Source organism: Planktothrix pseudagardhii (assembly GCF_904830925.1).
Lineage (GTDB): Bacteria > Cyanobacteriota > Cyanobacteriia > Cyanobacteriales > Microcoleaceae > Planktothrix > Planktothrix tepida.
Genome location: NZ_LR882967.1, coordinates 4,468,149 through 4,479,403, shown reverse-complemented (window position 1 = coordinate 4,479,403; position 11,255 = coordinate 4,468,149). Strand labels below are relative to the sequence as shown.

The window sequence follows — 11,255 nt, the reverse complement described above, 5'->3', positions numbered from 1 at the left end:
TTCAGGTATAGAGATGCGCTTTAGCTGGTCTCTATTTCTTTAATTTCTATCGGTAACTCAACGGAATTTCCCTCTGCGGGTTGTAATACATTGGTTTCTGGTTGAGATGGGGCTAAATCCTTGGAACGTTTGATTTTAAGCTTTTCTGCTAAGGTATCCCGTTGATTTACCAAATAGATACTGACTAATGTTAAGCCGACTCCCATTGATTGTAGCGAACTTAAGACTTCCTGGAGGAATAAATTTCCAAAGAATAGGGCAAAAACTGGGGTAAGAAATGTTAGCGAACTCAAGCTTGTTAAGCTACCACTCGATGCAAAATAGAAAAATAAACCATAAGAGATAGCACTGCCAAATATTGTAGAATAGCCCATGGCCACCCAACCCGACAGATCAATATTTTGCCATTGTTGAGTTTCTAAAAGTGCCGATAACCCAAATAAAGGCAACCCCCCAATAATCATGTGCCATCCTGTTCCCATGACTGGATCAGCATATCGACAAACCCACCGCACTAATACGGTTCCCACCGCCATTGATAACGCCGCTAATAACATCAACCATTCGCCACTATTAAACAGTTGAGTGAAATCGGCAGAAGTTGTCAATAATTCCGAATTAAATAAGCCTAAAATCCAATCATCAGGTAAACCAATTAAACTAATTCCAATAAGGCCAATGGCTAACCCTAACCATCCCCAAAATCCAATGGTTTCTTGAAATAACCATAGAGATAAAATCGCAACGGCTAAGGGTTGGGAATCTATCATTACCGATCCTAACCCAGCACTGGTTCGCACTAACCCTTGGGCTAAAAATCCTTGAAATAATGTTGCATCCACAAACCCAAAAATTGAGATCCACAGCCAAGCTTGCCAGCCTTTCGGTTGCGGACGTCCCGACAGCAGCCCTGCCAAGAGTACCAAAACCCCGGCGGGAACTAACCGCACACCTGCCATAAAAAACGGCGTTGTATGGGGAATAACGCCTTTCATCGCCACCATTGCTGTCCCCCAAAAGAAGAATGGGGCAATTAACAATAACGGCTGAAAGGGTAATTTTGCTTGGGTTTGCGGTTTCTGCATTCGCTTCTCCGGGTAGGGGGGACGAAAATTATGTACTTTTATTAAGAAGTTTATACAATATTATTAATTTAATACAGTTCTGTCATTGCCCATGATTTGGCCATTTAAACCTCGATACCGCAAACAAATCGCCCGCATAGAAATTAATGGCGCGATCGGCGGAGATACGCGCAAACGGGTGTTAGAAGCCCTGAAAACCATTGAAGAAAAGAAATTTCCCGCCCTATTGTTGAGAATTGATAGTCCTGGGGGAACCGTTGGCGACTCCCAAGAAATTTATAGTGCCCTAAAACGGTTGCAGAAAAAAGTCAAAATTGTTGCCAGTTTCGGCAATATTTCGGCATCCGGTGGCGTTTATATTGGCATGGGAGCCGAACATATTATGGCAAACCCAGGAACAATCACCGGAAGTATTGGTGTAATTTTACGCGGTAATAACTTAGAACGGTTATTAGAAAAAGTGGGGGTTTCTTTCAAAGTGATTAAGTCTGGCCCTTATAAAGATATTTTGTCTTTTGATCGAGAACTCACGGAACCCGAACAACAAATTTTGCAAGAATTAATTGATACCAGTTATCAACAATTTGTACAAACCGTTGCCGAATCTCGTAACTTACCCGTAGAAACCGTTAGAACCTTTGCTGATGGTCGAATTTTTACCGGACAACAAGCCGTTGAACTAGGAATTGTTGATCGTTTAGGGACAGAAGAAGATGCCCGTCGCTGGGCGGCTGAACTGGTTAAACTCGATCCCGACAAAACCGAATATTTTACGTTAGAAAAACCCAAACCTTTTGTTAATAAAGTTCTAGGAAATACTTTGATTAATCAGGTTCTAGGAAATAATTTAACCCCTAATAGTTTAATTGCTGCTAACCATTGGTTAGAATTCGAGCTATCTACAAACGGTCTACCCTTGTGGATGTATCGACCGTAGAAGAGGACAGGGGGACAAGGGGACAAGGGGACAAGGGGACAAGGGGACAAGGGGACAAGGGGACAAGGGGACAAGGGGACAGGGGGATGAGGGGACAGGGGGATGAGGGGACAGGGGGATGAGGGGACAAGGGGACAGGGGGACAAGGGGACAGGGGGACAAGGGGACAAGGGGACAAGGGGACAAGGGGACAGGGGGATGAGGGGACAAGGGGACAGGGGGATGAGGGGACAAGGGGAAGAGGGAACAAGGAGATGAGGAGATGAGGGGGATAAGAGATGGGGGAAGAAAGGAGGAAAATTATTAGAACTCATGAAGACTTGGAGGTGTATCAGTTATCCTTTCAGGGAGCCATGCAGATTTTTAAAGTATCCCAGAGATTTCCTATAGAAGAACGATATTCTCTAACCGATCAAATTCGACGTTCTTCTCGTTCTGTCTGTGCTAATTTAGCGGAAGCTTGGAGAAAACGGAGATATGAAGCCGCTTTCATTGCTAAACTCAATGATTCAGAAGCCGAAGCCAGTGAAACTCAAGTCTGGATTAAATTTGCGGTTCAATGTGGATATTTAAACACACAGACGGGTCAAGAACTCTACACCACCTACGACAAAATCCTGGATAGTTTAGTCAACATGATCAACCACCCCAAAAGCTGGCTCATCAAACCCTAATACTCTCCCCCTCATCCCCTCCCCCTTCCCATCTCCCCCTCATCCCCTCCCCCTTCCCCTCATCCCCTCATCCCCTCATCCCCTCATCCCCTCATCCCCTCATCCCCTCATCCCCCCGTCCCCCCATCCCCCTCTTCCCCGTCTCCGTCTCTTGCTACACTGGGAACGATGAACATTTCGATATCGGAGGATTCTATTTGTGGACTGGCGAGTTCGTGCAATTCGTGGCGCAACGACGGTTTCAGAAAATTCGGTTGCAGCCATTCGAGAAGCGGTTATAGAATTATTAAATGAATTAGAAACCCGTAATCAACTTGATCCTGATGAAATTATTAGTTTAACGTTTTCAGTCACGAAAGATTTAGATGCTATTTTTCCCGCCGCGATCGCCCGTGAGCGTCCCCTTTGGCACAATGTTCCTCTATTAGATGTTCAACAAATGTATGTCAAAGGCAGTTTAGAAAAATGTATTCGCTTCTTAGTTCATGTTAACTTACCTGCTCATCAAACCCAAGTTTATCACCCTTATTTAAGAGGGGCTAAAAACCTCCGTCCCGACTGGAATTTAACCCCTGTTCATTTGTCTTAAAAACAGTTATCAGTCATCAGTAATCAGTCATCATTTTTTAAGTTTTAGTTAACACTTGACAACGATTAACCATTAACTCTTTCACTAATAACTGATAACTGATAACTGATTTACTCTTTTTCTGTTGCCAAAGACACAGAAGCGGGTTGGCGTTCGCGCCACCAGGCTAACATTGTGCTAGCAATAAAAATACTGGAATAAGCCCCTGCAATAAAACCCACTAATAATGCTAAAGCAAAATATTTGAGAGTTTCACCTCCAAACAGGAAAATGCAAGTTAAGGGTAACAAAGTTGTTAATGTGGTATTAATTGATCGAGCTAAGGTTTGTTCGACAGCATCATCCACGACTTGATTAATATGAAGTTCAGGATTTCGGGCTAACACTTCCCGAACTCGGTCATAAATCACCACCGTATCATTAACAGAAAATCCCACAATTGTTAATAAAGCTACCAGGAATAAACTATCAACTTCTACGCCAAAAAGTAATCCTAAAATTGCAAAAATTCCGATAGTAATCAAAACATCGTGGAATAAAGCAACAAAGGCAAAAAAGGCATAATCAAACTTAAACCGAAAGGTTAAATACACCGTAATTCCGGCAAATGCTAATAATAAAGCCGTTAATCCCGATAGAAAAATTTGACGGCCTACGGTGGGGCCTACTGTGTCAATTTGAGTTCCTTTTGGGTCAAAAGCACCGATTTTTTGACTTAAGGCGTTTTGCAAATTGGTTCGTTCTTCAACATTCAAGCTTTTCGTGCGAATGGAAACAATTTGCTTATCTTTTTTAGCTGAATCTTTATCTAACAGTTGAATGGAACTATTTGCTAAACCTTGAGTTGCTAAAACGTCCCGAACCTCAGTCAGATCAATGGGGCCGTTACAATTATTGGGAACAGAACAATCTAGTTCCAACTGAAGGCGAGTTCCTCCCACAAAATCTAATGCCGGACGTAAGGGTGCACCAATATCTGGGCGAGTCCAAGAAATAGCCATGGCAATGATTCCAGCCAGAATAATTGCGCTGGAAATCCCCCACCATAGGTTGCGTTGTTTAATAACACTAAAAGCCATAAATTTGTTGAAGGTTAATGGTTATCAGTAGAGACGTGCCATGGCACGTCTGTACCAGTTATCAGTTATCAGTTATCAGGGTAAGAGTTAAAAGTTAATCAGTTAATTAGAAATAACGATTGACAGTTGCTTATTGCTGATTCCTCATTCCCGATTGACTGATGACTAATTACTGATTATTGGCAAAGCTTTTTTTGACATTCGGACAAAATAATTCAGGTTTTCTTAACTCTGGAAAATCAAGAACGAGGAAGAGAAAACTACGACTACAAGTAATCGCCGTAAACATACTTACTGCTACCCCTAATCCTAATGTTAAGGCAAATCCTTTTACTAATCCTGTGCCTAACCAAAATAAGGCAACACAAGCAATAACCGTAGTTACATTACCATCTAAAATGCTACTAAAGGCACGATAAAAACCAGATTCTACAGAACGGTACAGACTTTTTCCAGCTTTCAATTCTTCACGAGTTCGTTCAAAAATTAGAACGTTAGCATCCACCGCCATCCCAATACTGAGAATAAAACCTGCAATTCCCGGTAACGTTAAAGTCACACCCAATAAATCAAATAGGGCTAAACTTAATAGGGCATAAATTAATAACGAAAAATCCGCTATTAATCCGGGTAATCGATAATAAACAATCATGAAAATCAGGACTAAAATTAAACCCGTTACCCCAGCATAAACACTCTTGTTAATACTATCCCGCCCCAAGGTAGCCCCAACGGTGCGATTTTCCACAATTTCTACGGGAACAGGTAAAGCCCCACCTCGCAATTGTACCGCTAAAGCATTAGCTTCTTCGGCGGTAAATCGTCCTGTAATAACGGCTCGACCTCCTGTAATTCCGGTATCGGCAAAATCCACAGGAACCGACGGAGAGCTTAATAAATCATTATCGAGAAAAATCCCAATTGTTCGCCCAGTTCCCGCTAACTTTTTAGTGAGTTCTGCGAACTTTTCGCCCCCTTCAGAACTAAAGACTAAACCAATATTCCAGTTCCCTCCTCCCTTTACAGGTTCAGGATAGGCATCTTTTAAATCTTGTCCTCTTAAAACAGGGCTATTATAGAGTTGGGCGATCGCTTCATTACTCTTATTCAAAGATTCAATCGCTTTAGCTAAAGCTGGGGAATCTCCCTTTTTTTTAGCTTCTTTAATTTGTTGTTTAATTCCTTGTTGAACTTGTAATTCCACCGGAAGTTGTTGTTCCGTTCCCGATTTTTGTTCTCGGAAGTCTAACTGTGCTGTTCCTCCTAAGACTCGCTCTGCTTCTTCCGGGTTATTTACTCCCGGTAACTGCACAACAATTTGATTTTGTCCGACCGTTTGCACTAAGGCTTCCGATACCCCCAATTCATTCACCCGGTTTTCAATCACACTTTGAACGGACGTTAGAACCCGTTCATCAATGATTGGAACCGCTTCTGAAGGCTTCAATTGAATGGTAAGTTGAGAACCTCCCCGTAGGTCTAAACCTAATCGTAAAGGAACATTAGCAAGGACAACAATGGAGGCAATAATCACCACCAAAATTAGAATTAAAACAGAACGTTGTTTTCGCATTGTAATCAGTTATCAGTTATCAGTTATCAGCTATCAGCTATCAGTTATCAGTAATCTATTGTAGGGGCGGGGTACCCCCGTCCGCACTCAGTCATCATTTTTTAAGCTTGAGTTAACAGTTGACAATTATTAACTATTAACTCTTTCACTGATAACTGGTACAGACGTGCCATGGCACGTCTCTACTGATAACTGAAAAACCTGATTAAAATTTCTTACTCAAAATCTTCTGAACCCCCTCAACAATTTGCTCCGGTTGAACAATCGTGAGTCTTTCTAAAGCTCCATTGTAAGGTGTGGGAATATCTTGAGATGCTAATCGTAATACAGGTGCATCCAGTTCATCAAAAAGACGATCATTAATTGAAGCGGTAATTTCTGCTCCCAGTCCCCCGGTTTTCATACATTCTTCAACGATAATCACGCGATGGGTTTTGCGGATGGATTCACCAATCGTGTCAAAATCTAAGGGTTTGAGAGAAATTAAATCAATCACTTCAGGATCATAACCCTGTTTCACCAAAGTCGGAACCGCTTGCATCACATGATGACGCATCCGAGAATAGGTCAAAATCGTCACATCTTTTCCGCGTCTAACCACTTCCGCTTTATCAATCGGAACAATATATTCTTCGTCGGGGATATCTTCTTTGAGGTTATATAATAAAACGTGCTCAAAAAACAAAACCGGATTATCATCTCTAATTGCCGCTTTCAGTAACCCTTTAGCGTTATAAGGAGTCGAACAAGCGACCATTTTTAACCCCGGAACCGATTGAAAATAAGATTCTAACCGTTGAGAATGTTCCGCACCCAATTGACGGCCTACACCCCCAGGGCCACGAATGACCAAAGGCATTTTAAAATTGCCTCCAGAGGTATAGCGCAGCATTCCCCCGTTATTAGCAATTTGGTTGAAGGCGAGTAACAAAAACCCCATGTTCATCCCTTCAATAATCGGTCGTAACCCCGTCATTGCAGCGCCAACGGCCATTCCGGTAAAACTATTTTCTGCAATGGGAGTGTCTAAAACCCGTAAATCTCCATATTTTTGATAAAGGTCTTTCGTGACTTTGTAGGAACCGCCATAGTGACCCACATCTTCTCCCAACACAAACACGGAGGGGTCACGAGCCATTTCTTCATCGGTTGCTTGTCTCAGCGCATTAAAAAGTAGGGTTGGTGCCATTGCAATTGTTGATAAGCGAGTGTGGATCACAGCTAATCTTACCAAAAGATTGAGTTCAAACCTTCCCTGATTCCAATTATGCTTTTACGGTAAAAATACGTAAGCAGAAATTTCAACACAACTTGATGGGCTGTAGAGGAATTGAACCTCTCTTGCCCCTTCAAGAATAATCTATATTGCAAAATTACTCGTGGAGAGGGTGTTCTACCTCTGAACTAACAGCCCGCGCTTCACCAATTCCTCACCAATTCCTCCATAATAGCATCGACCTCGCTCTCTTGCAAGTTGTACTGACTTTTGAGCAAACGACTTAAAGCCCTTCGGAGCCTATTGTGATTATTCGCAAAAACCTTAAGTCCCTTCAGATTTACATCTAGATCATCTTCCGCTTTTGATCTCTTAATCAACATTTCGACTATGCCAGAAACCGAAGGCTTAGTAACATAGCAAAGCTGTTGAGCAATGTCTTTGGTAACGCGGGAGAACAAAATAAAGTCATCAAAATCAACAGAGTTATAGCTGTTGGGAGCATTTACACGAAATTCGTTATCTACACTGACAGAATGCTCTTCGATATCTTTGAGAGCCGTTGAAAGCTGTTTTTCATTAACACTTGTATGCATAAAACGATTTCGAATTAGCCTGTAGTATTCAAATATCTTGCATCTGATTCCTTGTCCATCTGGATCTAATCCCAATTCATTGAGGCTTAGAACTCTCATTAAGCCAGCAAGTTGTGATTCTTTGTCATTTCGCTTACCCCATGTACTTCCATCTGGATGCTCACGCCTAAACTCTGTAAAGAAATCTTCGGCTTGCTGATAAACAGACAGAATGTACCATTGTGATATTCTTGTATGAAAGACATCTGAATCCAGGCTATTCACCCTTACTCCATATTTTGCATAGGACTCAGAAAAAAACTTTTCTTTATCATCGCTGCAATTTAAGGATTCTACGAATTGCCTCACTGCTAGTTCATTGCACTCAACAACTGAATCAAAACGCCCTAGTGTATCTTTCAATTTGTAATAGCATCGAAACGCAAATTTATTGTTTTCCATCTAAGAGACTTACTGCTCGTAATCGTTTAGGTTAAAAGTTCCCATGATTTAACAACTACTAAACTTTGAAAGTCAGCCATCAACCATGCTGTACGTCAAGGTAGGGAGATTAATCCGTATAACTATTTACTATACTGAAACTTTCTTTCTTGTCAACCACTGGGGGACAAAAAGCCGAAACTTTCGGTATACTCACCGATGACAACCAGAAATTTTCTGGATAATTTTAATCTCAGCAAAAGAAAAAAACAGCGATACCTTCGGTCAGCTTCGCTAACGCACCTCAAACCCCCATCCAAAGCTGCGAAGATCGCACCCCAAGAGCGATCTCCAATCATTAAAATGACACAAAATGGTAAAAACAAGTTAAGCTAAGTAAAGATTATCAAGTTACATTGTTTGATTTATGAATAGTTTATTATCTGAACAAATTTTACCCCTAACTATTCCCGAAAAACTTCAATTAATAGGAGATATTTGGGATAGTGTTGTTATGGATGCCGATCAAATTCCTTTAACTCAATCTCAAAAACAGGAATTAGATCGGCGTTTAGCATCTTATCAAAATATTGAAAATGAAGGTAAATCTTGGGAAGTCGTTAAGCGAAGAATTATTAAAGATGACATATAAAATTAAAATTTCAGAGGAAGCTGAATTAGATTTAGATGATGCTTATCAGTGGTATGAATCACAAGTTAACCAACTTGGATCAGAGTTGATTCGAGTTGTAGATCAAAATTTAGCTTTAATTCAACAAAATCCTCTCGCTTATCCCATTATTTATAATAATGTACGCCGGAAATTATTGCCAAGATTTCCCTATGGTTTGTTTTATGTAATTCACGATGATATTATTTTTATCTTGGCTTTTTTCCATGTTAAGCGTGATCCTCAACAGTGGAAAAAACGTTTCTAGCGCTCGAATCATCTCAAAAAATTACAAGGTTATGATACATTCTATCTTATCTGTTTAGGCAACTATAGAATAGGGATAGAATTGAGTAAAGATACAATTATTTTTACTAGGTTTTTACATCGAAAAGATATTTATAAATTTTTCCCTTAATCCGAGAAATCACATGAAATGTTGGGCTGCTGGTATCAGCTAATAGCATAAAGCTTGAAAAGTTCGCTGAAAAAAACTCCTACTTTTTCCTGCGCCTTCTCAGGATCTAAGAACTCATACCCACCAAATCTGTATACTTCATAGCCTGTAAGTTTCAAACGTCTATCCTCTGCAACCATTTCTGCGTAGAGATGAGGGCTTGATTGTCCATTTTCAGAATAATGTTGTCTGCCGTCTATTTCAATTACAACATTTTTGCCATACGGAAGTAATAACAAAAAATCCATCCTTTGCCGAACTAACCTTTTTTCATCTTTTAGGTACTTCCAGGTATAGGGATCATAATGTAAGTAGACTTGCGGGATTAATGCTGGTAGTCTATCTACAAATTCTTCAAAAAAGAATTTGTAATATGTTCGGAATAAGACTTTTTCTGGCTCGTTATCTTCAATAGATGTTAGCAATCTATTGAACAGTCCATGTCTCTGTTCAGAGCGGTTTTGACTTTGTAAATTTTCTCTATCACACCACCAATCAACTAACTCCTCCCATAGAAGTCCCTTTTCAGTCAATGGTCTATCATATACGAGACAATATTCCTCATTCTTCACAATCCTGATTTCATTAGTAGTTGCATTTACCAATACGATTTCAGGTTTTGGCCCGTTCGCAGCAAAGATTAAATTCTTAAAATCGCCACTCACTCCTTGAGTCTTTGGGTCAAGCCTTGCAATGATTACCTGATATTCATCGTAAAGCTCCTGTTTTCTTTCTCGATCTTGTTCTTCAAAAGCTGAAACAGGAATTTTTTTAAATACTCCCTTTAAAATTTTAGCCTGGACTAATGGATTAGATTCTTCGAGTATACGAATGAATTTTTCTCGTGTAGTACCAGGTTCGTAGTCAGCTACATCAATCTCCAAGTCGCAATAGTAAGGATAGAACTCATAGTGGGTTCTGTAGGAAAAACCATTCAAATATCCTTTAGATACACCAATGTAGTCATTTACAAGTCTATAAATTTCAGATTGTTTGAGCATATTTAATCAGAGCGCGATGACACTATCCATGAAAATTAAGAAAATTAACAATACTTGATTTATCATTAAACTAATTACCGCGTTGTACAAGCCCAAACTTGAATTCTGCAAGCCCCTGTACCGCATCCCGACAAAGCACTGGCTTCGGCTTGCTCACGGGTTACAGCCCATCCCCAGCCCAAGTTTCCTAATTGATCCTTAGCCACTGCGCCACAGGCATTTTTAAACCAAACCTGGACTTGACAATCAGATTTACCGCATTCTCTCAATGCCTTTTGTTCAGCTTCTTGTCGAGTCAGATAATCGTAACCATAACCCCAACCCCCTGATGCTGAGGTTGCGATCGCTCCATAACGATCCGGTTGAGCAACTGCGACCCCAGCTATTAAACCTTCAAGAACTAAAGCACAAGCACTGATCAATAGAAAATGCTGTTTGGCGGAATTGATTCCCATAAATTAATTTAACCGCACAATAGATCATCTTAGATTGTAACTTTAGAAGACGTTTGGGGGAAGAGTAAGCCCTGCGCTAAATTTCATCTTAACTCCTTTAATTGTATCCGTTGATGCTTTAGATTAATAGAATATTGTGATAATTTTTTATAAAAATTGGAATTATAATTAATGAAAAATCATAAGAATAAAAAAAGGATTGCAGGACATGATTGGGATTTACCGAGATTGGTTGATATGGGATAATGGGCGTGATTTATCGGCATTCTCTAGTGATAACTCATGTGTAATCACCGTCGAGAATTATAAATATTATGAATTAAAAAAAAGGATTAATAAAATTGAATCCTTGAGAATCACAAAACATTTCAGGTAAATTAAAAACCTTGGGTTTTCTCCCATCACTCATCCCAGATTTGAACGTCCCCCATTGTCACACTTACCCGTGCTATTCCTCCTAGAACAGGAAAAGATAAAATGTTTCTAGGTAAGACTTTGAGGGT

12 protein-coding genes and 1 tRNA gene are annotated in these 11,255 nt (G+C 40.3%); 5 read left to right on the top strand and 8 right to left on the bottom strand.

The genetic code is table 11. From position 1 onward, the window contains the following. Positions 1 to 20 precede the first annotated feature (20 nt). Positions 21 to 1,085, bottom strand: a complete 1,065-nt coding sequence (locus NMK36_RS19155; protein WP_072719803.1) for a DMT family transporter — start codon at positions 1,083 to 1,085, stop codon at positions 21 to 23. Positions 1,086 to 1,176: 91 nt separating this feature from the next. Here NMK36_RS19155 and sppA point away from each other — a divergent pair, with 91 nt between their 5' ends. The 3 genes from sppA to aroH all read left to right on the top strand — a co-directional run bounded on the left by sppA (position 1,177) and on the right by aroH (position 3,285). Then, complete coding sequence (sppA, locus tag NMK36_RS19150) at positions 1,177 to 2,022, top strand: signal peptide peptidase SppA (RefSeq protein WP_072719802.1); 846 nt, start codon at positions 1,177 to 1,179, stop codon at positions 2,020 to 2,022. A gap of 278 nt (positions 2,023 to 2,300) precedes the next feature. After that, the gene (locus NMK36_RS19145; RefSeq protein WP_254174404.1) at positions 2,301 to 2,696 is read left to right on the top strand and encodes a four helix bundle protein; all 396 of its coding nucleotides are present in this window, start codon (positions 2,301 to 2,303) and stop codon (positions 2,694 to 2,696) included. A 199-nt stretch (positions 2,697 to 2,895) separates the two neighbouring features. Continuing rightward, positions 2,896 to 3,285 carry a chorismate mutase gene (gene aroH / locus NMK36_RS19140; protein WP_254174403.1) on the top strand — a complete coding sequence of 130 codons (390 nt, stop codon included), beginning with the start codon at positions 2,896 to 2,898 and terminating at the stop codon, positions 3,283 to 3,285. Between the two features lie 110 nt (positions 3,286 to 3,395). Here aroH and secF read toward each other — a convergent pair whose 3' ends face one another. The 5 genes from secF to NMK36_RS19115 all read right to left on the bottom strand — a co-directional run bounded on the left by secF (position 3,396) and on the right by NMK36_RS19115 (position 8,190). Then, on the bottom strand, positions 3,396 to 4,364 hold the full coding sequence (secF, locus tag NMK36_RS19135) for a protein translocase subunit SecF (RefSeq protein ID WP_072719142.1): 969 nt from the start codon (positions 4,362 to 4,364) through the stop codon (positions 3,396 to 3,398). Between the two features lie 169 nt (positions 4,365 to 4,533). Continuing rightward, positions 4,534 to 5,937, bottom strand: a complete 1,404-nt coding sequence (secD, locus tag NMK36_RS19130) for a protein translocase subunit SecD (protein ID WP_254174402.1) — start codon at positions 5,935 to 5,937, stop codon at positions 4,534 to 4,536. Between the two features lie 205 nt (positions 5,938 to 6,142). Further along, the gene (locus NMK36_RS19125) at positions 6,143 to 7,126 is read right to left on the bottom strand and encodes an alpha-ketoacid dehydrogenase subunit beta (RefSeq protein ID WP_072719140.1); all 984 of its coding nucleotides are present in this window, start codon (positions 7,124 to 7,126) and stop codon (positions 6,143 to 6,145) included. 126 nt (positions 7,127 to 7,252) lie between these two features. Continuing rightward, positions 7,253 to 7,351, bottom strand: a tRNA-OTHER gene (locus tag NMK36_RS19120). Between the two features lie 5 nt (positions 7,352 to 7,356). Further along, entirely contained in the window at positions 7,357 to 8,190 is an 834-nt protein-coding gene (locus NMK36_RS19115; protein WP_254174401.1) for a hypothetical protein, read from the bottom strand. A 406-nt stretch (positions 8,191 to 8,596) separates the two neighbouring features. Here NMK36_RS19115 and NMK36_RS19110 point away from each other — a divergent pair, with 406 nt between their 5' ends. After that, a complete protein-coding gene (locus NMK36_RS19110) occupies positions 8,597 to 8,821 on the top strand; it encodes an addiction module protein (RefSeq protein WP_254174400.1) in 225 nt (74 codons plus the stop codon). Next, on the top strand, positions 8,811 to 9,107 hold the full coding sequence (locus NMK36_RS19105) for a type II toxin-antitoxin system RelE/ParE family toxin (protein WP_072719800.1): 297 nt from the start codon (positions 8,811 to 8,813) through the stop codon (positions 9,105 to 9,107). Before NMK36_RS19110 ends, NMK36_RS19105 begins: the two co-directional genes overlap by 11 nt. Positions 9,108 to 9,292: 185 nt before the next feature. Here NMK36_RS19105 and NMK36_RS19095 read toward each other — a convergent pair whose 3' ends face one another. Continuing rightward, positions 9,293 to 10,297 (bottom strand): hypothetical protein, encoded by a 1,005-nt coding sequence (locus tag NMK36_RS19095; protein ID WP_072719799.1) that lies wholly within the window; start codon positions 10,295 to 10,297, stop codon positions 9,293 to 9,295. A 74-nt stretch (positions 10,298 to 10,371) separates the two neighbouring features. Then, positions 10,372 to 10,752: a DUF4189 domain-containing protein gene (locus NMK36_RS19090; RefSeq protein WP_072719798.1), complete on the bottom strand. Its 381-nt coding sequence runs from the start codon at positions 10,750 to 10,752 to the stop codon at positions 10,372 to 10,374. Between the last annotated feature and the right edge of the window lie 503 nt (positions 10,753 to 11,255).

What these genes read in the sequence shown, in the direction of transcription:
- NMK36_RS19155 (WP_072719803.1), bottom strand. Translation starts at nt 1,085, where the DNA reads ATGCAGAAACCGCAAACCCAAGCAAAATTACCCTTTCAGCCGTTATTG.
- sppA (WP_072719802.1), top strand. Translation starts at nt 1,177, where the DNA reads ATGATTTGGCCATTTAAACCTCGATACCGCAAACAAATCGCCCGCATA.
- NMK36_RS19145 (WP_254174404.1), top strand. Translation starts at nt 2,301, where the DNA reads ATGGGGGAAGAAAGGAGGAAAATTATTAGAACTCATGAAGACTTGGAG.
- secF (WP_072719142.1), bottom strand. Translation starts at nt 4,364, where the DNA reads ATGGCTTTTAGTGTTATTAAACAACGCAACCTATGGTGGGGGATTTCC.
- secD (WP_254174402.1), bottom strand. Translation starts at nt 5,937, where the DNA reads ATGCGAAAACAACGTTCTGTTTTAATTCTAATTTTGGTGGTGATTATT.
- NMK36_RS19125 (WP_072719140.1), bottom strand. Translation starts at nt 7,126, where the DNA reads ATGGCACCAACCCTACTTTTTAATGCGCTGAGACAAGCAACCGATGAA.
- NMK36_RS19115 (WP_254174401.1), bottom strand. Translation starts at nt 8,190, where the DNA reads ATGGAAAACAATAAATTTGCGTTTCGATGCTATTACAAATTGAAAGAT.
- NMK36_RS19110 (WP_254174400.1), top strand. Translation starts at nt 8,597, where the DNA reads ATGAATAGTTTATTATCTGAACAAATTTTACCCCTAACTATTCCCGAA.
- NMK36_RS19105 (WP_072719800.1), top strand. Translation starts at nt 8,811, where the DNA reads ATGACATATAAAATTAAAATTTCAGAGGAAGCTGAATTAGATTTAGAT.
- NMK36_RS19095 (WP_072719799.1), bottom strand. Translation starts at nt 10,297, where the DNA reads ATGCTCAAACAATCTGAAATTTATAGACTTGTAAATGACTACATTGGT.
- NMK36_RS19090 (WP_072719798.1), bottom strand. Translation starts at nt 10,752, where the DNA reads ATGGGAATCAATTCCGCCAAACAGCATTTTCTATTGATCAGTGCTTGT.